Origin of the sequence: Nocardiopsis sp. NPDC058631 (assembly GCF_042716955.1) — a bacterium.
In the GTDB taxonomy this organism is placed as follows: domain Bacteria; phylum Actinomycetota; class Actinomycetes; order Streptosporangiales; family Streptosporangiaceae; genus Nocardiopsis.
This window is the reverse complement of sequence record NZ_JBHXQY010000074.1, coordinates 1-23,453: the sequence shown is the minus strand read 5'-3', so window position 1 is coordinate 23,453 and position 23,453 is coordinate 1. Positions and strand designations below refer to the sequence as shown.

Genomic DNA, 23,453 nt, shown 5'->3' with positions numbered 1-23,453 from the left:
ACGGCGGGGCCGCCTTTCACGTCAAGGCCGGTCCCGCGATGTGCCGATACACCAGATGTTACTGGGTAGTAGCTTGAAGACCAACCCCTGGCCCCAAGTGTGACTTAGGAAACCCTAACCACTACCGTGCCGCCTGGTTCCTCGGCTCCGCGACGAGCGGGCGACCAGGCCCGACCCGGCGACGGTTGTCGGCGTGTCCACCACCCTAGGTGCCGCGCGGCGGGAGCGAACCGGTCGCACCACCAGTGGACCGCCGGAGAGCGGCAAGGCCCCCTCCCCGCACCGGGAGGGGGCCTGCCCCGCTACTCGCTGAACCAGTCGGACGGTCCGCCGAGCGGCGCCCAGTCCGGGGCCGAGGTCAGCCCGATCGACAGGATCAGCATGGTCAGCAGGATGATGCCGATGATCACGCCGATGTACAGGTACAGGCTCCGGAACCGGGCCCGCTCCACCAGCCACACCGCCTGGTGCCGCGCCTCGCGGCCGCTCGGCATGATGTAGCTGAGCAGGATCATCACGAAGATCGCGAAGGCACCGGTGTAGTTGGCGCCCTGGCCGGGCGTCGCTTCCACGAGCGTGGCGTAGACCATGCCGACCAGGATTCCGGCCAACAGGTAGATCAGGCCGAACCCGACCGTGCGCAGCGCCATCCGCCCGAACGCCCACGGGAAGCTGAGCGCCACCACCATGCTGTCGGAGTTGCGCGGCCCGCGTGTCTGGAGGCGGCGCGCGTGCTCCGCCTTGACCACGTCCAGCGCGCCCAGGCCCGCGATGATCACGACGCCCAGCCCGACGCCGAACCAGGGGAACCACAGGGCCACACCGGCCAGCGCGACCATGACGGGGATGAGCACCAGCGGGTGCATCCGCCACGACTCGGCCTCGTACTCCTCGTCGATGTAGCCGTCGCCGTCGGCGTCGACGCCCTCCTCGTCACCCCGGAAGTAGTCCCCGACCCGGTCGTTGCTTCCGCGCTTGAAGCGGCTCAGCCAGCCGCCCCGCTCCTCGTAGTCGTCCTCGCTGAACTCCTGCGTGTTACTGCTGCCGCGCCCCTGGTCGACGGGCGTGAGGATGTCCGCGAAGTCGCCCTTGTGCAGGGGAGTGTTGAAGAACTGCGTGTGCGGTGCCTGGTACTCGTCCTCGGGCGCCACGGGCTGGCGGCGCCCCCGGCCGGGCTCCACGGGGTCCATCATCATGGTCCCCTGCGGGTCGTCCCGGGGCGGCTCGTCGGGACGGATGCGCCGGGTACTGCCCGCGTCGCCCGGGTCGTCCCCGGCGCCCACCGCGCTGATCCGCGTGGTGCCCTGCTGGTCGTCGAGGTCGTCGGCGCCTCCCGGGGTGATCGGCTCGGTCCCCCGTAGCCCGCCCAGGTCGTCGGTCGACTCCGGGTCGCTCCAGCCCCGCTGGGCTCTCCCGGCACCGGACAGGTCGTCGGTGGCCTCCTCGTCGGCGCGCCACCCGCCCGAGTGGGCCGCGTGGGTGGAACTCGGGGTCCCGGCCGGGTCGGACCACGCGCTGGAGGCCGGGTTGGCACCGCTGCTGGTGTGCGCGGGGCCCCAGCCCTCGTCGCCGTGGGACCCGCGTCCGGCCAGGTAGCCGGCTGCTCCGCCGAGGGCGGCCCCGGCCGCGGCTCCGCCCAGCCCCCCGCCCCCGCTACCGCTACCGCCCGAGGAGTACCCGCCGCTGGCGCTGTCCGCCGCGTCGGAGGCCGCGGGCCCTGCGCCCACGGAGGGGTTGTACACGGTGTGGTTGCCGGTGAGCCCGGTGGACCGGACCCCCTGGTCCTCGGTCCAGGGCAGGTCGAGGTTGAGGCGTCCCGCCTCGTTGACCAGCTGCTCGGCCGAGGGGCGGCCGCGCATGTCGCGGGAGACCGCGCGGTTGACCAGCGGCCGCAGCGCCTCGTGCATCCCGTCCATGTCGATCTCGCCGTTGAGGATGCGGAAGAAGATGACCTCGAAGGAGCCCGAACCGTACGGCGGACGTCCCGTGGAGGCGAAGGCGACCGTGCCGCCCCAGGCGTGGATGTCCGTGGCGGGCCCGAGGTCGGTACCCTCGATGACCTCGGGGGACAGGTAGCTGGGAGTGCCGACGAACGTGCCGGTCTGCGTCAGCTTGGCGCCGTCCACGGCGTGCGCGATGCCGAAGTCGATGACGATCGGCTCACCGTTGGAGATGATCACGTTGCCCGGCTTGAGGTCGCGGTGGATCACCTCCACCGCGTGGATGTCCTTGATCGCCCGGGCGAGCCCGGTGATGAAGCGTGTGAGCGCGCGGCCCCGGAGCGGGCCGTGGTCGGTGACGGTCGCGTCCAGGGTGGGGCCGGGGATGTACTCGGTGACCACCCACGGAAGCTCGGCCTGGGTGTCGGCGTCGATGACCTCGGCCACGTTGGGACTCTGCACCCGGCGCATGGTCTCGACCTCGCGGGCCAGCCGTGCCCGGGCGATGTGGTCGCCCGCGACCTCCGGCTTGAGGACCTTCACCGCGACGAACTGCTCGGTCCGGGGGTCCTCGGCCTGGTACACCACGCCCATTCCGCCCTGCCCGATGCGGCGGCGGATCACGTAGTGGCCGATGCGCTCCGGCAGCTCCTCACCCGTGGGGAAACCTGCCGACATTGCCATCGAGAACTCATCCCCTCAAAAGACCGCATACCACCACGTCCAGCTTATCGGCCGGGGGATGGGTCACCATTGGTTTGTGTGGCCCGTCTCGGGCCGGTGCGGCCTGTTCGGCACCGCCGGAGAGTCATGGGGGTCCGGCGACCCGTCCGTCCTCGGACGACCATCACCGAGTATGACGGAAAACTGGCGTGGCCGGTTCCTCCCCCCGCGTCTCGACTGGCCGGATCCGGACGAGGGGGGCAGGTCCCGATCACTACTTAACCTGACAAATAACTAAAACCGTGCCAGGAAACAACAAAAACCCTGGGGAAGGGCGGGACGGGCGCCCCGGCCGAAGCCATCGGCGGCACCCGTCCCGAACTGCGCGGGTCCGCCTCTCAGCGCCCGCTGAACTCGGCCTTGCCCGGCCCCTGCTCGACGAAGCTCCGCATCCCGGTCTTCTGGTCCTCGGTCGCGAACAACCCGGCGAAGTGCAGGCGTTCGATCTCCAGCCCCGAGTCCAGATCCGTCTCCAGCCCCCTGTCGACGGCCTCCTTGGCCGCGGCCAGCGCGACGGCCGGCCCCGCCGCGTACCCGGCGACCAGGGCCACGGCCGCCCCGTAGACGTCCCCGTCCGGGACGACCTCGTCGGCCAGGCCGATCCGACCCGCCTCCTCCGCCCGCACGTGGCGTCCGCTGAAGATCATCTCCTTGGCCCGCGCGGGGCCGACCAGGCGCGGCAGCCGCTGGGTGCCGCCCGCCCCGGGGATGACGCCGAGCTGGATCTCGGGGACCCCCAGCCTGGCCCCCTCCCCCACGACCCGGAAGTCGGCGGCCAGCGCCAGCTCCAGCCCCCCTCCCAGCGCGTACCCGGTGACGGCTGCCACGACGGGCTTGGGGATGCGGGCCACCAGGGTCAGGGCGTTCTGGAGGTTGCGCCCGTACTCCAGCATCTCGGCGTGGGTGCGGTCCGCCATCTCCTTGATGTCGGCGCCCGCCACGAACACGCGCTCGCCGCCGTAGATCACCACGGCGCGTACCGCGCGGTCCGTGGACACCCTGGTGGCGGCCTCGGCGATCTCCGCCGTCAGGACCGCGTTGAGCGCGTTCACCTTCGGCCGGTCCAACCGGATCACGGCCACCGCCGGGTGGTCCGGATCGGCCTCCACGCGCACGAACTCGCCCACGAACTCCACCTCTTCCACTTCGACGTCACTGTCCTGGGCCACCTAACCACCCGGGTCAGGAGAACAGCAGCACCAGGGTCCCGAGCCGCGAGGACAGCGCGTACGCCGCCGCCAGGAGCAGGGCGGCCCCCGTGAGGAGGAGCGTGTCCGCGACCCGCCAGCGGCTCTCCCGGGCCCAGGTGCGGGGCCCCGTGCCGAACGCCCGCGCGTCCATCGCCGTGGCCAGCAGGGTCCCCGTCCGGATGGACCGCACCAGCAGCGCGAACAGCCTGCCGAAGAACAGCGTGACCATCCGCACCGGGTTGCGCCCGGCCTCCAGGCCGCGTGCCCGCCTCGCCAGGGTCACGGTCCGCCACTGGTCGGCGAGCAGGGGGATGAGCCGCAGCGCCGCCAGCACCCCCATGGCGGGACGCTCGGGCACCTTGAGCCTCTGCACGAGCCCGTCGGACATCTCCGTCGGATCGCTGGTCACGGCCGCGACCAGGCCGGGGAGGGCGATGGCGAGCAGGCGCACCGCCGCACCCAGTGCGCCCTCCGCCCCGTGCTCGCCGTACAGGTAGTTGACCAGGCCGTTGGACAGACCCATGAGCAGGAACGGACCGCCCAGGACGAGCAGCGTGCGCCGGTCGATCCCGCTGAACGGCAGGAGCAGCAGCACACCGGCCAGGACCACGCCTCCGGTGACCGCGTCCACCGCGGGGATCAGACCGATCCCCAGCACCAGGGCGGCCAGCAGCTTGGCCGCAGGGTTGAGCCGGGCGAGCCAGTAGCGCGCTCCCCCGTCCTGCGGCACGTCCAGGGTCAGGGCGTCGCCACCCGTCCCGTTCCGGTCCTGCGACGCACTCATCCGCCCACCTCCCCCGTCCCCGCGACCGTGTCCGGGACCGCGCGGCCCTCCGCCACGCGCACGCGCACGTCCGCGAGGTGCCGCAGGAGCAGTTCGTCGTGGGTGGCCATGACGACGGCCCGCCCCTCGGCCCTCAGCGCCCCCAGCAGCTCGACCAGCTCCGTCCACGTCCGGGTGTCCTGGCCGAAGGTCGGCTCGTCCAGGACGAGGACGTCGGGCGCGTGCGAGGGGCCCGAGCTCAGGGCCGTGGCCACCGACAGCCTCCGCTTCTCACCGCCCGAGAGGGTGTAGGGGTGGACGTCGGCCAGCCTGGTCAGGCGCAGCCGCTCCAACAGCTCGTCCACCCGGCGCTCCGTCTCCGCCTCGCCCGCCCCGGCCCGCCGCGGCGCGAAGCGCAGCTCGTCCCGCACGGTTCCGGTGACGAACTGGTCCTCCGCGTGCTGGAACACGGTGCCCACGTGCCGGGCCAGGAGCCGTGCGGGCCAGCGCACCAGCGGGCGGCGGTCAGCGCCGGCCAGGGGGCCGCGCGGAAGGACCTCGCCCCGGTGGGGTCGGGACAGCCCCGCCACCAGTGACAGCAGCGTGGACTTACCCGCCCCGTTGGGCCCGGTCAGGGCGGTCGCGGTACCGGCCGCGACCACGAGGTCCACGCCGTCCAGCACCACCCTTCGCGGCGCGGCGCGCATGCCCAGTTGGAAGGGGGTGCGCGCCGCGACGCCCACGGCCTCCAGACGGGGGCCGCCGCCCGGGGCGGGGGCCAGGTCGGGCACGGGGCCGTTCCCCGGGATCCACACTCCCCGCTCCGCGAGGGAGCGCCCGTGCTCGGCGAACACGGCGGAGGGGTCGCCGTCGGCGATCACACCGCCGCCGGGTTCGACGACCACGACCCGGTCCACCAGACCGACCACGTCCGCGACCCGGTGCTCGACCAGGACCAGGGTCGCCTCCGTCTCGGCCAGCAGGCGTTCCAGGACCCCGCGCACCAGCGCGGCACCGGCAGGGTCGAGGTTGGCGGTGGGCTCGTCCAGCAGGAGCAGGCGCGGCCGCATCGCGAGCGCCCCGGCGATGACCAGCCGCTGCTTCTCACCGCCCGACAGGGCGCCGGTGGAGTGGCGCCGCCCGTACGGGAAGCCGACCGAGTCCAGCGCGTGGTCCACCCGGGGCCAGATCAGGCTGGGGTCCACCCCCAGGTTCTCCAGGCCGAAGGCGACGTCGTCGCCCGCGCGGGCCATCACCAGCTGCGTCTCCGGATCCTGGCCGACCAGGCCGACCGCGCCCCGGCTCCGGTCGGCGGGGCGGCCGTCGACCAGCAGTGTCCCCTCCTGGTCTCCGTTGAGGGCGCTGTCGGGGCCGGTGAGCCCGGCCAGGGAGTGCAGCAGGGTGGACTTGCCCGCTCCGGAGGCTCCGAGCAGGAGCACGCGCTCACCGGGCTCGACCGTGAGGTCGACCCCGCGCAGCGCGTACGTGTCGCGGCCGGAGTGGCGCCAGCCCCAGCCGGACAGCTCGACACGAGCGCCCCGACCCCCGGTGGACCGTGCGGCGGGCGGTGCGGTCGGGTGCTGCGCGGTCGCCCCGGCGGGACCGCGGCGGTTGTGGTCGGCCACGGGTCAGCCCTTGGCCGACGGGAAGGGGGCCAGCGCGCCGGACCTGGCCAGGGCGGTGGTGAGGAGCCGTGCGCCCACTCCCGCGATGACCGCCGCGCTGATCACGACGATGACGCCGTAGACGACCTGGAGGTGCAGGGGCCAGGCCACGTTGTAGGCGATGTTGTCGCGGATGGCCGGGGAGAGGCCGGCGACGGCCGCCGCGAGCACGGCCACGCCCATGCCCCAGCGCCGGTAGCCGAAGGCGAGGAAGACGAGCTCGGGAAGGATGCCCTGGAGCGTTCCGTCGAGGATCACCGTGACCCCCCACTGGGTGCCCAGGACCGCCGACACAGAGGAGGCCGCGACCGAGGTGAGCAGCGCGGCGCCGGGCTTGCGGATGATCAGCCCGCCGAGGACGCCGGAGAGCAGCCACATGCCGTAGACCACCGCCTGCGCGGGCGGGAACCCGACGAAGAGCGGCGTCGTGACCGACCAGACGATGTTCCAGAGCCAGAAGACGACGCCGACGGCGACGCCGATCACGGCCGCCACGACGATGTCGACGGTGCGCCAGCCGCGCAGCTGTCCGAGGAGGTCACGCCAGAAGCCGGTGCGGCGGGGTTCGGTACTCATCAGGTGGTGTCCCTTCGTCGGGGTGGACGAGGGCCCATGTGGCCAAGAGCGGCGCCGGACGGCACCGCGCGCCGGGGGGTCCCGGTTGCGCGGGAGCACGCCTTCCGGAGACGGGTTCCTACGACTTCCTTCGCTGGCATGACCCAGATCAGGTGTGTAAGGGTCTGCGGCCTGGGCCGCACTCTCAGCGCTCACGCGCTCCCCTGTCGGTTTCACTCCATTATGCGTCAACAACGAGGGCCGTGGGGTGTTTCCTCCCCACGGCCCTCGTCCGCGCCCGGGACACCGAGCGGTCCCGCCTCCCCGCGGAAGCGGTCAGGCGTCGTCGTCCTCCTCGTCGCCCCCGCCCCTGGGCGGCTTCGCCGACGGGTTGCCGTACGCCTTCGGCGACGGGCCGAAGCTCTCCGCCGGGAGGTCGGCCGTGGCCTTGCGCATGGTGGCCTGCCAGATGGGGCCGGGCAGCGTGCCGCCGTAGACGATGCCGTAGTAGCGCCCGCCGATGGTCACGCCCTGGAGCGGGTTCTCCTCACCGCCGCGCATGTCGCCGACCACGACCGAGGAGGCGAGGTTCGGCGTGTGTCCGGCGAACCAGGCGTAGGCGGCGTTGTCGGTGGTGCCGGTCTTGCCCGCGGCCGGGCGTCCGAGGCCGAGGCCGTTGGCGGTGCCCCCCTTGAACGTCTGCTGGAGCAGGTGGTTGACCCCGTCCGCGACGTCGCGTCGGATCCTGCCCTCCTCGCACTCGCTGCGGACCTCGACCTCCCGGGTGCCCTCCTCCCCCTCACGGCCGATCCGCACGGACGTCACCGGGACGGGCTCGCAGTAGGTGCCCCGGGCGGCGAAGGTGGCGTACGCGTTGGCGACGGTCAGCGGGGACACCTCCTGGTCGCCCAGGGTGAAGGAGCTCCAGACCTCCAGCGGTGCGCCGTCGGCGCGGTGGATGCCCACCCGTTCGGCCATCTCCGAGGTCTCGCAGAGGCCGACACGCTTCTGGAGCTGCGCGAAGTAGGTGTTCACCGACCCCTTGGTCGCGCTGATCATGTTGTGCTCGCCGCCGTCGCTCTCCCCGGCGTTGCTCACGCTCCACCCGGACATCACGCCGCCGTCGCAGTTCTTGAGCCCCCCGACCGAGACGCTCTTGGGCGAGGAGAAGCTGGTGCCGTAGTCCAGCCCGGAGTGCAGGGCCGCGGCCAGGGTGAACGTCTTGAACGTCGACCCCGCCTGGTAGCCGAGCGAACCGCCGGCCTCGCTGTCCACCGCCAGGTTGATGGAGGTCGTGCCGACCTCCTCGTCGTCGAAGCCGTAGCGCAGGTTCTGCGCCATGCCCCTGATCCGGCCTGTGCCGGGCTCGACGACCGCCTGGGCGGCGAACTTGGTGGACTCCTCCGCCGGGACGTACTTCTCGATGGCCTCCTCCGCGGCCCGCTGCACGTCGTTGTCGAGTGTGGTCCGCACGGTGATGCCGCCCTTGGTGAGCGCCTCCTCGCGCTCCTCCTGGAGCTCACCGAGCACGTTGGAACCGCGCAGCCAGCGCATGACGAAGTCGCAGAAGAACGGCTGCTCCCCGTGGTAGCAGCTGCCGCCGCGCTCGGTCGGGTCCAGGGCCAGCCCCCTGCTCCCGTGCTCCTCGACCTCCTCCGCCTCCAGGTGACCGGTCGCGCCCATCCGCTCCAGCACCAGGTCGCGTCGTTCGCGCGCGGCCTCGCGGTTGGTGAGCGGGTCGTAGTAGGAGGGGCTGCGCACGAGTCCGACGATGGTGGCGGCCTGCGCCGGGTCCAGGTCGGCGGCGGAGACGGAGAAGTAGCGCTGGGCCGCCACCTCGATGCCGTACGCGCCCGCCCCGAAGTAGGCGAGGTTGAGGTAGCCCTCCATGATCTCGTCCTTGGTGAGGCGGTCCTCAAGGGCGATGGCGTGGCGCAGCTCCAGCAGTTTGCGTCCCAGGGTCTGCTCGCTGGCGCGCTCCACCTCCTCCTCGGTGGAGGCCTGTTCGATGAGCAGGTTCTTGACGTACTGCTGGGTGATGGTGGAGCCGCCCTGGGTGTCCCCCTGCGCGGTGCGCATGGCGGCGCGCAGGACTCCGCGCAGGTCCAGCCCGGAGTGCTCGTAGAACCGGTCGTCCTCGACGGCCATGAGCGCGGCGGGCACCCACGGGCTGATCGCGTCCAGGGGCACCACCTCGCGTTCGCGGTCGGCGACCTCCGCGATCGGGTTGTGGTCGACGTCGGTGAGGAGCACGCGCTCCGCCACCGGTGAGACCTTCAGGTCGCTGGGCAGGGCCATGAACGCGGCGGCCGTGTCCCTGCCGACGAGCCCCAGCCCGCCCACCCACGGCATGACCAGCGCGGCGACCAGCAGTCCGGCGACGGCGCCCATCCCCGTGAGCCGCCGGAGCGCGTCCTTGCGCTCCTCGGCGGTGCCCTCTCCCTGCCCGTGCCCGTCCCCGGCGCCCCAGGACGACACCCGGTCCCTGAGCGCGCCCACCAGGGGCAGGGCGAGCAGGTCGGTCCGCCTCTTCCGGCGCGGCGCCTCGGACCCGCCCTCCGCGTCGGGCTCCGGAGCGGTGGGCCGGTCACCGGCACCGGGTTGCGACGCGTCGGCCCGGTCGTCGGAGCGGCCCACCTCCCCCGCCTCCCCCGGGTGCCCCGGCGCCCGGTCTCCGCCCCGGTCCCCCTTCTCCTGCGGCGGACCGTCCTGGTTCGGCTCCGTCACGTCGCCCCCCCCTCGGCCGTGTGACGCCCTGACCCCGCCTCGCGCGGACAGGGCACTGCACCGTCCACGCTCGCAGAGGAGCCGTAAAGCCCGTCGTGCCGAATCCGGCGTGTCACCGAAAAGCTTGCCCAATCCGTGGCAAAGCGCCCGGATCGAACGCACCCACGGAACGCCGCACAGCCGGGGCACGCCCGGCCCGCGCCGGGCGAATCCGCACCGGTACGCGGACTCCCGCGGCGACAGGCGTCCGAATGCGAGACAAAAGGTTCCCCTGTGGTCATTCAGGAACGCGGGAATGTCCGGAATACGTCCCGACACCCATGGGGTGCATTCGGTGATCCCTACCCACCACCGCGCACCGCCCAACATGACCGATCAGTTTTCCGTCCTTTCATCTCAGATCACCCGAAAACAACTACAGAGGCTCCTGAATCAGGTGTCTTCTTATGGCTGATTTGCGAGGTTTACCCAGGCGAAACCTGACAAATACCAGGCCCAGGCACCTAGGGCCAGTGTGAGGAGAGTCACATTAATTATCCGGCCTCGACACTCCGCCAAACACCACAAGAGGGCAGACGATAGACAGCGGGGTGCACCGAAGCCGCAATCCGGACAGTTTTAGATCCGCCTCTTCGTTAACTCCGTCTTGCGTTGCATTAACACCAGGTTATTTCTTCCTTCCGCAAGAAAAATCGATACCCACATCGCCCGAACCACGACAATGACGGTGTAGCCAGTGATCGGACGCCTGCCCATCCTCGACATCTCTCCAGACAACGACCTCGGCCCGGTGAAAGCGGTACCCGGAGAACGCTTCACCGTGGGCGCGACGGTCATCCGCGAGGGCCACGACTCCCTTGCCGCCGGAGTCGTCGTGTACTCGCCCGAGGGGCGCCGCGAACGCCTCGTGCCCATGCGTGAGTACGCGCCCGGTACCGACCGCCACGAGGCCGAGATCAGCCTCCCCCACGAGGGGGTGTGGTCGTTCTCGGTCGAGGCGTGGACCGACCCCTTCACCACCTGGGACCACGCCGCCCGGGTCAAGCTGCCCCTCGGGCAGGACACCGAACTCGTGCTGGAGGAGGGCGCTCGCCTGCTCGCCCGCGCCGGCCGCCGCGTCCCCCGCACACCGGTTCTCACCCGGGCGGCCAAGGTGCTGCGGGACACCACCAGGGATCCGCTGGACCGCTTCGCCTCGGCGCTCACCTCCGAGGTCCTGGCCGAGATGGAACGCCACCCGATCCGGCGACTCGTCACCAGGTCCCGGCGCACCGGCGTCGTCGTGCACCGCGAACGGGCGCTCTTCGGCTCCTGGTACGAGTTCTTCCCGAGGTCGGAGGGCGCCCAGCTCGGCACCGCCCCCGGGCAGCAGCGCTCCGGGACCTTCGCCACCGCCGCCAAACGCCTGCCGGCCATCGCCGGGATGGGCTTCGACGTCGTCTACCTGCCTCCCGTGCACCCGGTCGGCACCACCCACCGCAAGGGCGCCGGCAACACGCTGTCCGCCTGCCCCGGCGAGCCCGGATCGGTGTGGGCGGTCGGCTCGGCAGACGGGGGCCACGACGCGGTCCACCCCGACCTGGGCACGATCGCCGACTTCGACGCGTTCGTCGCCGAGGCCGCCGAGCACGGTCTGGAGATCGCCCTGGACCTGGCCCTCCAGTGCTCCCCCGACCACCCGTGGGTCACCGAGCACCCCGAGTGGTTCACCACCAGGGCCGACGGCTCCATCGCCTACGCCGAGAACCCGCCCAAGAAGTACCAGGACATCTACCCGCTCGACTTCGACAACGACCCCGAGGGCCTGTACACGGAGATCCGACGGGTGGTCCAGCACTGGATCGACCACGGGGTGCGGATCTTCCGGGTCGACAACCCGCACACCAAGCCGGTCGCCTTCTGGGAGCGACTGCTCGCCGACGTCGCCGAGCGGCACCCCGACGTGCTCTTCCTCGCCGAGGCCTTCACCCGGCCCGCCATGATGCGCACCCTGGCCAAGATCGGGTTCCACCAGTCCTACACCTACTTCACGTGGCGCAACGGCAAGGACGAGATCACCGACTACCTCACCGAGCTCAGCCGGGAGAGCGCCCACTACCTGCGCCCCAACCTCTTCCCCTCCACCCCGGACATCCTCAACGCCTACCTCCAGCAAGGCGGGCGGCCCGCGTTCGAGGCCCGCGCCGTGCTGGCGGCGCTCCTCTCCCCCACCTGGGGCGTCTACTCCGGTTTCGAACTGTGCGAGAACACCCCCGCCGCGCCCGGCAGCGAGGAGTACCTGCACTCGGAGAAGTTCCAGTACCGGCCCCGTGATTGGGCCGCGGCGGAGGCCTCCGGGGAGAGCATCAGCGCTCTCATCACCCGGCTCAACGAGCTGCGGCGCTCGCACCCGGCCCTGCGGGAGCTGCGCAACCTGCGCTTCCACCACGTGGACCGGCCCGAACTGCTCTGTTTCTCCAAGCACCGGCCCGGAACGGGGCCCGACGACCCCGACGACGCCGTCATCACCGTCGTCAACCTCGACCCGCACCACGCCCACGAGGCGACCGTGCACCTGGATCTGCCGTCCGTCGGCCGCACGTGGGAGGAGGACATCAAGGTGACAGACGAGCTGACAGGTCGCTCCTACACCTGGGGCGCGGACAACTACGTCCGCCTCGACCCGGCGACCGGGCCCGCGCACGTGTTCACCGTCGACGGCAGATAGCGGCCCCGAAGCACGAACCGGGGCCCGGCGGTACCTCCGCCGGGGCCGTACCCGTGCCCGGAACGCCCGTTGATCCGATGTCGAACATTCTTGGTGGGGAGCAGTAGATGAGCAAAGACGAGCACGGGCCCGGCGGACGCGTACACGCCGAACACGGTCCGCTCGCCCCAGCCACCGGGGCCGCCACCGGCCCGCTCATGTCCTCCGGTGGTACCAGTGATCCCCACTGGTACAAGCACGCCGTCTTCTACGAGGTACTCGCCCGGGGCTTCTTCGACTCCAACGGCGACGGCACCGGCGACCTCGCCGGGCTGGTGCAGAAACTGGACTACCTCCAGTGGCTCGGCATCGACTGCGTCTGGCTGCTGCCGATGTACGAGTCCCCTCTGCGCGACGGCGGATACGACATCTCGGACTACTTCAAGATCCTCCCCGAGTTCGGCCGCACCGCCGACTTCGTGGAGCTCCTCGACGAGGCTCACCGGCGGGGCATCCGCGTCATCACCGACCTGGTCATGAACCACACCAGCGACCAGCACCCGTGGTTCAAGGCCTCCCGGGAGGACCCCGACGGACCGTACGGGGACTTCTACGTGTGGTCGGACACCAACGACCGGTACGACGGGGCGCGCGTCATCTTCGTCGACACCGAGACATCCAACTGGACCTACGACCAGGTGCGCGGCCAGTACTACTGGCACCGCTTCTTCTCCCACCAGCCGGACCTCAACTTCGAGAACCCCGCGGTCCAGGAAGCCATCCTGGAGGTCCTGCGCTACTGGCTGGACCTGGGCATCGACGGGTTCCGCCTGGACGCCGTGCCCTACCTGTACGAGCGCGAGGGCACCAACTGCGAGAACCTCAAGGAGACGCACGAGTTCCTCAAACGCGTGCGCTCCGAGGTGGACCGGCTCTACCCCGACCGCGTGCTGCTGAGCGAGGCCAACCAGTGGCCGTCGGAGGTCGTCGACTACTTCGGCGACTTCGAGTCCGGCGGCGACGAGTGCCACATGAACTTCCACTTCCCGCTGATGCCGCGGATGTTCATGGCGGTCCGGCAGGAGCAGCGGTTCCCGATCTCGGAGATCCTCGCCCAGACGCCGCCCATCCCGCAGAACTGCCAGTGGGCCATCTTCCTGCGCAACCACGACGAGCTGACCCTGGAGATGGTCACCGACGAGGAACGCGACTACATGTACTCCGAGTACGCCAAGGAACCCCGCATGCGCGCCAACGTGGGGATCCGCCGGCGGCTCGCGCCCCTGCTGGACAACGACCGCAACCAGATCGAGCTGTTCACCGCGCTGCTGCTGTCCCTGCCCGGTTCGCCCGTCCTCTACTACGGCGACGAGATCGGCATGGGCGACAACATCTGGCTGGGCGACCGCGACGCCGTACGCACGCCCATGCAGTGGAGCTCCGACCGCAACGCCGGGTTCTCCAAGGGCGACCCGGCACGCCTGTACCTGCCGCTGATCATGGACCCGGTCTACGGCTACCAGGCGCTCAACGTGGAGTCCCAGCGCGACAACCCGGGCTCGCTGCTCCACTGGACCCGCCGGATGATCCAGATCCGCAAGCGCCACCCCGTGTTCGGCACCGGGGAGTTCACGGAGCTGAACGCGACCAACCCCGGTGTCCTGGCGTTCATCCGCGAGCACGGCGACGACCGCATGCTCTGCGTGAACAACCTGTCGAGGTTCCCGCAGCCGGTCGAACTCGACCTGTCCCGCTACCGCGGGGTCAGCCCTGTGGAGTGCGTGGGGGGTGTGCGCTTCCCCGAGATCGGGGAGCTGCCGTACCTGCTCACCCTGCCCGGCCACGGCTTCTACTGGTTCCAGCTGCCCTCGGCCGCCGACTCCGCGCAGGAGCGCGGGGAACGGGACGGCCTGCCTTCCTACGGGCTGCCCGCCGCCGGGGTGAGTATGCACACCGCCCTCGACCCCGCCGCCGAACGCCCGACCGGTTCCGGTCCGCACCGGGCGGAGCACCACACCGCAGTCACCACCACGTCCAGCGCCCCGTCCGGTTCCGTCCCCACGCTCCCCGACGGCGTGCCCGGGCCACCCGCCCGGCCCGCCGCCGACCCGGCCTCCCCCGGCCCGGTGCAGGAGCAGACGGACCGGGGCGGTGGCGGGAAGGGAAACGGTCCGCTCTGACATGTCCCAACTCGAAGAACTCCTGGCAGTCTGGCTACCCCGGCAGCGCTGGTTCTCCGGCAAGGGGATTCCCATCGGGCAGATCCGGGTCGAGAGCAGGCACACCCTGGTCTCGGCGGGCCCGGACGGCCCCGACCTCGACGTCCTCGTCGTCCAGGCCGGCCAGCGGGGGCGCAGCTCCCGCTACCAGCTGCTCCTGGGGTCGCGGCCGCCCCGCTCCCTGCCGTCCGACCTGGCCCGCGTCGCCATCGGCGTGTGCCAGACGGCCGTCGGCGGGCCGACGGTGGTCTACGACGCGGCCCACGACCCGCAGCTGACCGGTCTTCTCCTGAGACGGTTCGCACGGCCCGCGGCGCCCGGCCAGTCCGGGCAGGTCCGCTTCCGGACCCTGCCCGGCGAGCGCATCCGCGCCGGTTCCACCGGGCGGATGCTCACCGGGGAGCAGTCCAACACCTCCCTGGTCTTCGGACAGGAGTACATCCTGAAGACCTTCCGCAGGCTCTGGCCCGGCGCCAACCCGGACCTGGAGCTGACCGTGGCGCTGTCCGGGTCGCCGTACGTCGCCCGGCCGTGCGGGTGGATCGAGGCCGACCTTCCCGGCTACACGACGCCGACGACCCTGGCCATGCTCCAGAGGTTCATCCCGCAGGCCACGGATGGTTGGGTGCTCGCCACAGCCAACGCGCGCGCCCTGCTGGACGGGACGGGGACCGACCGCCAGTCCGCGTTCACCGGTGAGGCGGCACAGCTGGGCCGCACCACCGCCGAGGTGCACCGGTCGCTGGCGGCCGCACTGCCGACGGGTGTACTCCCGCCGGTGGGGGCGGCCGGGCTGGCCGACGCCATGGTGGAGCGCCTGGCGACGGCCGGCGCGGAGGTTCCGGAACTGGCCGAGCACGCGCCCCGTGTGATGGCGGCCTACACCGACTTCGCCGAGGTCGACGAGCCCCTGCCGATCCAGCGCATCCACGGCGACTACCACCTCGGACAGGTCCTGCGCACGGGTGCCGGCTGGGTGCTCCTGGACTTCGAGGGGGAACCCACCGTGCCGGTGCGGGACCGCCGGCGCCTCTCCAGTCCGCTGAGGGACGTGGCGGGGATGCTGCGCTCCTTCGACTACGCGGCCGGGTACCTGCTGGTGGGGCATCCGGGCGACCCCGAACTGGAGTGGGCCGCCCACGCCTGGGCCCAGCACAACCGGGAGGCCTTCTGCCGCGGATACGCGGACGGAGGCGGGCCGGACCCGGAGAAGCACCTGACGGTGCTGCGGGCGTTCGAGTTCGACAAGGCCGTGTACGAGGTGCTGTACGAGGCCAGGAACCGCCCGAACTGGCTACGGGTGCCGTTGGAGTCCATCGCCACCGCGGCGGCCGCACCACCCGTTCCCGGCTAGGGAGTGTTTTTTGGAGGTTTTCGGGTCGGCGAGCGGCCGTCCAGGCGATCTCTCGCAAGACGATGTGCGAAGTTCAGCCTGGTTGTGCTTCACGAGCGCAGAGGCGCGGCGAGAGGAAGCCTGGTGGACGCGAGCCCGGAAGGATCCAAAAAACACGACCTAGGGGTGAGCGCTCCCAGCCCGGGAGCGACCGCCCTTCCGCACGACCACCCCCTACCGACCGACCGCAACGAGCACGACGGAGCCGTATGACCTCGGCCGACAGAAAACCCACCGCCGCGAAGCCCACGAAGTCCGCATCGGAGCGGAGCGTGACGACGAGAACCACCACACCGGAGAAGTCCGACACCGCCGCGTCCACGGCGAAGAAGGGCGCGAAGGAGAAGAAGTCCGCCGTCTCCGCGCGGATCCCGGCCGCCGGGGCCTCCGCCACCACGGGGACGGTCTCGAAGGCCGCCCCGAGGACCGGTGCCACGAGCACGCGGAAGACCACCGCGGCGAAGGGGGCGGCGAAGGGGGCGCCTGCCCGGAGGCGGGCCACCGGGCCGGACCCCGAACTCGTCGCGGCGCTCGACCGGCTGATCGACGGCCACCACCACGACCCCCACTCCCTGCTCGGCGTGCACGCCGAGGGCCGCGGAACCGTGCTGAGGGCCCTGCGCCCCGGCGCTCTGGAGGTGCACGCGGTCCTGCCGGACGGGTCCCGGATACGCCTCGAACACCTGTACCGCGGGGTGTACTCCGCCAAGGTGCCGAGGAAGCGGCTCGGCGACGTGCCCGACTACCGGATCGCCGCCCTCTACGACGAGGGCGAGGCCGAGTACGAGACCGCCGACCCGTACCGGTTCGCGCCGACCCTCGGCGACCTGGACCTGCACCTGATCGGTGAGGGCCGACACGAGGAGCTGTGGAACGCCCTCGGTGCGCGCACCCGGGTCGAGGACACGCCCATCGGCGAGGTCCCGGGCACGGGGTTCGCCGTGTGGGCGCCGGACGCGCGCGGCGTCCGCGTGATCGGCGACTTCAACTACTGGAACGGCGTCGGGTTCCCGATGCGCAGCCTGGGCTCCAGCGGCGTGTGGGAGCTGTTCCTGCCCGGGGTCGGCGACGGGGCCCTGTACAAGTTCCAGATCCTGGGCTCGGACGGGCACTGGCGGGACAAGGCCGACCCGATGGCGCGCAGCGCACAGGTACCGCCGGAGACCGCTTCGGTGGTCACCACGTCGGCACACTCCTGGGGGGACCAGCAGTGGATGGCCGACCGCAAGGGCGTGGAGCAGCACCGGGCTCCGATGAGCGTGTACGAGGTCCACCTGGGGTCCTGGCGGCCCGGCCTGGGATACGTGGAACTGGCCGAGCAGCTGGTCGAGTACGTGACCGGACTGGGCTTCACGCACGTGGAGTTCCTGCCGGTCTCGGCGCACCCGTTCGACGGGTCCTGGGGCTACCAGGTGACCTCGTACTACGCGCCCACGCCGCGGTTCGGTTCCCCCGACGAGTTCCGCCACCTGGTGGACGCCCTGCACCGGGCCGGGGTCGGCGTGCTCCTGGACTGGGTGCCCGCGCACTTCCCGAAGGACGACTGGGCGCTGGCCCGGTTCGACGGGTCCGCGCTGTACGAGCACCCGGACCCGCGGCGGGGAGAGCACCCCGACTGGGGAACGCTCATCTTCAACTACGGGCGGACCGAGGTGCGCAACTTCCTCGTCGCCAACGCCCTGTACTGGCTGGAGGAGTTCCACATCGACGGGCTGCGCGTGGACGCCGTGGCCTCGATGATCTACCTGGACTACTCCCGTGACTCCGGGGCCTGGGAGCCGAACGTGTTCGGCGGACGGGAGAACCTGGAGGCGATCGGCTTCCTCAAGGAACTCAACACCACGGTGTACCGGCGCAACCCGCACGTGGTGATGATCGCCGAGGAGTCCACGGCGTACACGGGCGTCACCGCCCCGGTGGACCGCGGAGGACTCGGTTTCGGGTTCAAGTGGAACATGGGGTGGATGCACGACACGCTCGAATACGTGAAGAAGGAGCCGGTCCACCGCAAGTACCACCACGACGACGTCACGTTCGCGATGGTCTACGCGTACAGCGAGAACTACGTACTGCCCCTGTCCCACGACGAGGTGGTGCACGGCAAGCAGTCCCTGTTCAACAAGCCGCCCGGTGACGAGTGGCAGCGCTCGGCCACCCTGAGGGCGCTCCTCGCCTTCATGTGGTCGCACCCCGGCAAGCAACTGCTGTTCATGGGCGGGGAGATCGCCCAGGGGGACGAGTGGTCCCATGAGGAGGGCCTGCCCTGGTGGCTGCTCCAGTTCGAGCACCACGCGGGCGTGCAGCGCCTGGTGAAGGCCCTGAACGACGCCTACCGGCCCCGGGCCGCGCTGTGGTCCCAGGACACGGACCCGGCCGGGTTCCGGTGGCTGGACGGCGGCGACCGCGAGGGGAACACCCTGTCGTACCTGCGCCACGGCGACGACGGCTCGGTCTTGGCCTGCGCTGTGAACTTCTCGCCGGTGCCCCGCCAGGACTGGCGGATCGGGTTGCCGTCCGGCGGCCGGTGGGTCGCCGTCCTCAACACCGACGAGGAGAGGTTCGGCGGCTCCGGCCACCCGGCTCCGGCGCACGTCGACGCCGAGCCGACGCCGTGGCACGGTCAGCCGGTCTCGGCACCGATCACCATCCCGCCCCTGGGCGCGGTCTGGTTCGAGCCGGGGCGTTAGGCACGCCCCGAAGACGCCTGTGGGAGGCGGGTCCGGTCGCCCGTGGGGTGGCCGGGCCCGCCCCCTCCCTGAGGCGTTCCGGCCCCGGGACGGGCCCCTCCGCGCACGGCGCGGGGCCCACCCGGGGGCGTGCCCGGTGCCCTCGGGCGGGGACACCGCGGGCGGAGGGCAGCGGGCGCCCGGGGTCAGGCCCCGCGCGCGTGCCAGCCGGTCAGCCGGGCGACCGCCTCGTCCAGCACCTCGTCCCTCTTGCAGAAGGCGAAGCGGAGCAGGTGCGCGCCCTCCTCCTGGTGGTCGTAGAACACCTGGGCCGGCACCGCGGCCACTCCCGCCCCGTGGGGCAGCGCCCGCGCCACGTCGATCCCGCTGGTGAAGCCGAGGGGCCGGATGTCGGCCATCACGAAGTAGGTTCCCTCGGACACGTTCACCTCGAACCCGGTGGCGGCCAGCCCCGCCGTGAGCCGGTCGCGCTTGCCCTGGAGCGCGGCGCGCTGGGCGGCGACCCACTCCCACTCGTGGTCGATCGCGTCGGCCACCGCCAGCTGCAGCGCGCCGTTGGCGGAGAAGGTGAGGAACTGGTTGACCGTCCGTACCGCGCTGACCAGTGGTTCGGGCCCCATCACCCAACCGGTCTTCCAGCCGGTGACGGCGAACATCTTGCCCACCGACGACACCGACACCGTGCGCTCCCGCATCCCGGGGAGGGTCGCCAGCGGCACGTGCGGCTTTCCGTCGAAGGCCAGGAACTCGTACACCTCGTCGGTGAAGGCGATCAGGTCGTGCTCGCGGCACACCCGGGCGATCTCCTCCAACTCATCCGCGGTGAACACCGTGCCGGTCGGGTTGTGCGGCGAGTTCACCAACACCATGCGGGTGCGGGGGCCGACGGCGGCGCGCAGCTCCTCCGGGTCGAAGGTGAACCTTCCCGACTCCGCGTCCGGGCGCAGCGTCACCGGCCTGCGCACCCCGCCCGCCAGGGTGATCATCGCGGCGTAGGAGTCGTACATCGGCTCGAAGACGATCACCTCGTCGCCACGCTCCACCAGGGCGAGCATGGCCGCCGCGATGCCCGCGGTCGCACCGACGGTGATGTAGACCTCGCTGTCCGGGTCGAGCTCGATGCCGTAGTGGCGGGCCCGGTAGCGGCTCACCGCCTGCCGCAGCTCCGGCCGCCCCGGGCCGGGCGGGTACTGGTTCACCCCCTCCAGGACGTGCCGGGAGGCGTCCTCCAGCAGGGAGCGGGGACCGTCGGTGTCCGGGAAGCCCTGCCCCAGGTTGACCGACCCTGTCTCCGTGGCCAGCCGCGTCATCTCGGCGAAGATCGTCTCGCCGTACACGCGCATTCGTTCGATCAGCGGTTCCTTCACCCGACGAGCGTATACACACGCCCCGCCACCGGCCACCCCGCTGCGGGGGACGCCGAAGGGGGCGGGCCCTCGGGCCCGCCCCCTTCGACACGGTTCACCGCCGCTCTCCCCAGGCCGTGTCCCGCGGATCATTCCGGGCCCGCAACCACCGAGTCAACCGAAAGCCTCCACGGAGAACGCCCTAGAGGAGCAGACTAAGCACCATCCACACCACGGGTCCCGCGATGAGCAGCGAGTCCAGTCGGTCCATCAGACCGCCGTGCCCCGGCATGAACCGGCCCATGTCCTTGACCCCGAGGTCGCGCTTGAACAGCGACTCGATGAGGTCTCCGACCGTCGCGGCCAGCACGACCGCCAGCCCCAGGACCACGCCGACCCACCACGGGCCGTCCAGCATCAGCGTCACGCACAGCGCACCTGCGATCGAGCAGGCCACCACGGAGCCGCCGAAGCCCTCCCAGGTCTTGTTCGGGCTGATCACCGGGGCCATCCTGTGCCGCCCCAGCATGATTCCGGCGAAGTAGCCGCCGATGTCGCTGGAGATCGTCACCACGATGAACGTCACCAGCCGGTACTGGCCGTCCTCGGGGTGGGCGATCAGCAGCAGCCATGTGCCCAGCAGGAACGGCAGGTACACCAGGGTGAACAGGTTCGCCGAGGCGTCGGCCACGAACCCGTCCGCCCCACCGCGCAACCGCCACACCAGGACGATGATCGCGGTCAGCGCGGTGGTACCCGCCAGCCACTCGGTCCCCCCGAAGTAGGCGGCCACCTGCATGGCGACGCCACCGACGGCCAGGGGCACGACGGCCAGGGTCGTGCCCTTGCCGGCGAACGCCCGGTTGAGCTCCCGCAGTCCGATCAGCACCCCGAGGGAGGTGATGATCGTGAACAGCTGGGGGAGGGGGAAGACGGAGAAGAAGACGAGTGCGCCCAGGGCGCACCCGCTCGCGATGGCCACCGGGAGGTTGCGGCCGGTCTTGACCGGTTCACCTCCCGGTTTGTGCAGCACGAAGCGCTGCCCGGCCGTGTCGGGATCGCCCTGCGGTCCCTCGTCGGGTCTGTGCTCCGGTGAGTGGTCATCGCCTCCGGAGCGGCTGGAAGGAGTCGTCACCGGCTAGACCTCGAGCAGTTCGGCTTCCTTGTGCTTCAGAACCTCGTCGATGGCCGCGACGTACTTCTGGGAGAGCTCGTCCAGCTCGGTCTGGGCGCGGTGCGCCTCGTCCTCGCCCAGCTCGCCCGACTTCACGGCCTTCTCGAAGGTGTCCTTGGCACGGCGGCGGACGTTGCGGATCGAGACCTTGGAGTCCTCGGCCTTGGTCCGCGCGACCTTGACGTACTCCTTGCGGCGCTCCTCGGACAGGTCGGGGAACACCACGCGGATGACCTGGCCGTCGTCGGAGGGGTTGACGCCCAGGTCGCTGTTGCGGATGGCGTTGATGATGTCGGTGCGCGAGTTGACGTCGAACGGCGAGATGACCACCATGCGCGGCTCCGGGACCGAGAAGGAGGCCAGCTGGTTGATCGGCGTCCGGGCACCGTAGTAGTCGACGGTGATCTTGTTGAACGTGGCCGGGGTGGGACGGCCCGTGCGGATCGTCGCGAAGTCCTCCTTCGCGACGGTCACGGCCTTCTCCATCTTCTCCTCGGCTTCGAGGAGGGTCTCTTCGGTCATGTGGCGCTCCCGGTTCTCGGCTGTGGTGTTCGTGGCTTCTGGCGGCCCTGGGACCGGCTCAGGCGGTGATCGGCCCCACGATGGTGCCGATCTTCTCACCTCGGACCGCGCGCAGGATGTTGCCCTGACTCATCAGGTCGAACACCACGATGGGCATCCCGTTGTCCATGCACAGGCTGACCGCGGTGGCGTCCATGACCTTGAGGCCCCGGGTGAGGACCTCGTTGTAGTTGAGCTTGTCGAACTTGACCGCGTCCGGGTTGCGCTGCGGGTCGGAGTCGTAGACCCCGTCGACCTGGGTGCCCTTCAGGACGGCCTGCGCACCGATCTCCAGCGCGCGCTGGGCGGCGGTGGTGTCGGTGGAGAAGAACGGGGCGCCAAGACCGGCACCGAAGATGACCACGCGGCCCTTCTCCAGGTGGCGGATGGCCCGGCGCGGGATGTAGGCCTCGGCGACCTGGCTCATGTGGATCGCGGTCTGCACGCGGGTGTCCACACCGAGCCTCTCCAGGAAGTCCTGGAGGGCGAGGCAGTTGATGACGGTGCCGAGCATGCCCATGTAGTCGGCGCGGCTGCGCTCGATGCCGCCCTCGGTGAGCTGCGCGCCGCGGAACATGTTGCCCCCGCCGACGACCACGGCGACCTGGATGCCCTCGGAGACCGCCTCGGCGATGGACGCCGCCACGTACTGCACGACCTCGGGGTCTATGCCCAGCCCGCCCCCGCCGGCGAACGCCTCCCCGGAGAGTTTGAGCATCACGCGCTTCCAACCGGAGTCGTGCATCGCCGGTTCGGTGATCGTCGCTTCGTTCACGGCCTGTGGCCTCCCTTGTCGTCCCCGAGTGGCACAGGGTCCCCCGAGTGTTCCTGCTGCGGGCGGACAGGGAACACGCCCCGAATCCGCCCATATCCACCGAAGGTGCCGGGGAGTACTCTCCCCGGCACCTCCATCATGTCAAAGCTGTTAGGCCTGGCCGACCTTGAAGCGGACGAAGCGCTTGACGGTCACGCCGGCCTCGTCGACGACCTTCTGGACCGACTTCTTGTTCTCCTTGACGAACGGCTGGCCGAGCAGCGTCACGTCCTTGAAGAAACCGTTGAGACGGCCTTCCACGATCTTGGGGATGGCCTGTTCGGGCTTCCCCTCCTCGCGGGTGGTCTGCTCGGCGATGCGGCGCTCGTTCTCGACGACCTCGGCGGGGACCTCGTCCTTGCCGATGTACTGCGGAGCCAGGGCGGCGATCTGCTGGGCGAGGTCCTTGCCCACCTCGGCGTCGGCCTTGTCCAGCTCCACCAGGACACCCATGGTGGGGGGCAGGTCCGGGTCGGACTTGTGCAGGTAGCTGGCGACGTACACGCCGTCGAACTTGGCGAAGCGGCGGAACTCCAGCTTCTCCCCGATGACCGCGCCCTTGCCCTCGATGAAGGCCTGAAGGCTCGTGCCGGGCTCGATCTCGGCGGCGGCCACGGTGGCGAGGTCATCGCTCTCGTGCGCGTCGACGAAGTCGGCGACCTGGTCGGCCAGCGCGATGAACTGCTCGTTCTTCGCGACGAAGTCGGTCTCGCAGTTGAGCTCGATGAGGGTCGCCTTGCCCTCGGACGCCTGCTTGAGGACGACCATGCCCTGGGCTGCGGTGCGCTCCGCGCGCTTGCCGACGTCCTTGGCACCCTTGACGCGCAGGGCCTCGACGGCCTTGTCGATGTCGCCGTCGGCCTCGGTCAGGGCCTTCTTGCAGGCCATCATGCCCGCGCCGGTCATGTCGCGCAGCTTCTTGACGTCCGCGGCGGTGAAGTTCGCCATGACTGTTCTCGGATTCCCTTGGAGTGGAGAGTCTGTACGGAAAGAGGAGCGGAACCTGGACTG

General features: G+C 70.9%; 15 protein-coding genes and 1 riboswitch. Of the genes, 4 read left to right on the top strand and 11 right to left on the bottom strand.

The genetic code is table 11. From position 1 onward, the window contains the following. Positions 1-302: 302 nt before the first annotated feature. The 6 genes from ACFWTE_RS21765 to ACFWTE_RS21740 all read right to left on the bottom strand — a co-directional run bounded on the left by ACFWTE_RS21765 (position 303) and on the right by ACFWTE_RS21740 (position 9,313). Complete coding sequence (locus tag ACFWTE_RS21765) at positions 303-2,624, bottom strand: protein kinase (RefSeq protein WP_378781502.1); 2,322 nt, start codon at positions 2,622-2,624, stop codon at positions 303-305. 377 nt (positions 2,625-3,001) lie between these two features. After that, positions 3,002-3,790, bottom strand: a complete 789-nt coding sequence (locus ACFWTE_RS21760; RefSeq protein ID WP_378781519.1) for an enoyl-CoA hydratase/isomerase family protein — start codon at positions 3,788-3,790, stop codon at positions 3,002-3,004. A gap of 55 nt (positions 3,791-3,845) precedes the next feature. Further along, positions 3,846-4,637: an energy-coupling factor transporter transmembrane component T family protein gene (locus ACFWTE_RS21755; protein ID WP_378781501.1), complete on the bottom strand. Its 792-nt coding sequence runs from the start codon at positions 4,635-4,637 to the stop codon at positions 3,846-3,848. Beyond that, entirely contained in the window at positions 4,634-6,139 is a 1,506-nt protein-coding gene (locus ACFWTE_RS21750) for an ABC transporter ATP-binding protein (RefSeq protein ID WP_378781517.1), read from the bottom strand. Before ACFWTE_RS21750 ends, ACFWTE_RS21755 begins: the two co-directional genes overlap by 4 nt. A 105-nt stretch (positions 6,140-6,244) precedes the next feature. Then, positions 6,245-6,856: an ECF transporter S component gene (locus tag ACFWTE_RS21745; RefSeq protein ID WP_378781500.1), complete on the bottom strand. Its 612-nt coding sequence runs from the start codon at positions 6,854-6,856 to the stop codon at positions 6,245-6,247. A gap of 108 nt (positions 6,857-6,964) precedes the next feature. After that, positions 6,965-7,071, bottom strand: a riboswitch (TPP riboswitch). Positions 7,072-7,171: 100 nt separating this feature from the next. Continuing rightward, positions 7,172-9,313, bottom strand: a complete 2,142-nt coding sequence (locus ACFWTE_RS21740) for a transglycosylase domain-containing protein (protein ID WP_378781515.1) — start codon at positions 9,311-9,313, stop codon at positions 7,172-7,174. Between the two features lie 985 nt (positions 9,314-10,298). Between ACFWTE_RS21740 and ACFWTE_RS21735 the strand changes: the two genes are divergently transcribed. The 4 genes from ACFWTE_RS21735 to glgB all read left to right on the top strand — a co-directional run bounded on the left by ACFWTE_RS21735 (position 10,299) and on the right by glgB (position 18,547). Continuing rightward, positions 10,299-12,269, top strand: a complete 1,971-nt coding sequence (locus ACFWTE_RS21735) for a maltotransferase domain-containing protein (RefSeq protein ID WP_378781499.1) — start codon at positions 10,299-10,301, stop codon at positions 12,267-12,269. Between the two features lie 107 nt (positions 12,270-12,376). Beyond that, complete coding sequence (treS, locus tag ACFWTE_RS21730; RefSeq protein WP_378781498.1) at positions 12,377-14,428, top strand: maltose alpha-D-glucosyltransferase; 2,052 nt, start codon at positions 12,377-12,379, stop codon at positions 14,426-14,428. A 1-nt stretch (position 14,429) separates the two neighbouring features. After that, positions 14,430-15,821 (top strand): phosphotransferase, encoded by a 1,392-nt coding sequence (locus ACFWTE_RS21725; RefSeq protein ID WP_378781497.1) that lies wholly within the window; start codon positions 14,430-14,432, stop codon positions 15,819-15,821. 248 nt (positions 15,822-16,069) lie between these two features. Next, complete coding sequence (gene glgB, locus ACFWTE_RS21720; RefSeq protein ID WP_378781496.1) at positions 16,070-18,547, top strand: 1,4-alpha-glucan branching protein GlgB; 2,478 nt, start codon at positions 16,070-16,072, stop codon at positions 18,545-18,547. Positions 18,548-18,732: 185 nt separating this feature from the next. Here glgB and ACFWTE_RS21715 read toward each other — a convergent pair whose 3' ends face one another. The 5 genes from ACFWTE_RS21715 to tsf form a co-directional block, all read right to left on the bottom strand. Continuing rightward, positions 18,733-19,914, bottom strand: a complete 1,182-nt coding sequence (locus ACFWTE_RS21715) for a pyridoxal phosphate-dependent aminotransferase (protein WP_378781495.1) — start codon at positions 19,912-19,914, stop codon at positions 18,733-18,735. A gap of 181 nt (positions 19,915-20,095) precedes the next feature. After that, positions 20,096-21,028 (bottom strand): phosphatidate cytidylyltransferase, encoded by a 933-nt coding sequence (locus ACFWTE_RS21710; protein ID WP_378781493.1) that lies wholly within the window; start codon positions 21,026-21,028, stop codon positions 20,096-20,098. Between the two features lie 3 nt (positions 21,029-21,031). Beyond that, entirely contained in the window at positions 21,032-21,589 is a 558-nt protein-coding gene (frr, locus tag ACFWTE_RS21705) for a ribosome recycling factor (RefSeq protein WP_378781492.1), read from the bottom strand. Positions 21,590-21,647: 58 nt separating this feature from the next. Further along, the gene (gene pyrH, locus ACFWTE_RS21700) at positions 21,648-22,373 is read right to left on the bottom strand and encodes a UMP kinase (RefSeq protein ID WP_378781514.1); all 726 of its coding nucleotides are present in this window, start codon (positions 22,371-22,373) and stop codon (positions 21,648-21,650) included. A gap of 180 nt (positions 22,374-22,553) precedes the next feature. Beyond that, positions 22,554-23,390, bottom strand: a complete 837-nt coding sequence (tsf, locus tag ACFWTE_RS21695; RefSeq protein WP_378781491.1) for a translation elongation factor Ts — start codon at positions 23,388-23,390, stop codon at positions 22,554-22,556. Positions 23,391-23,453 lie beyond the last annotated feature (63 nt).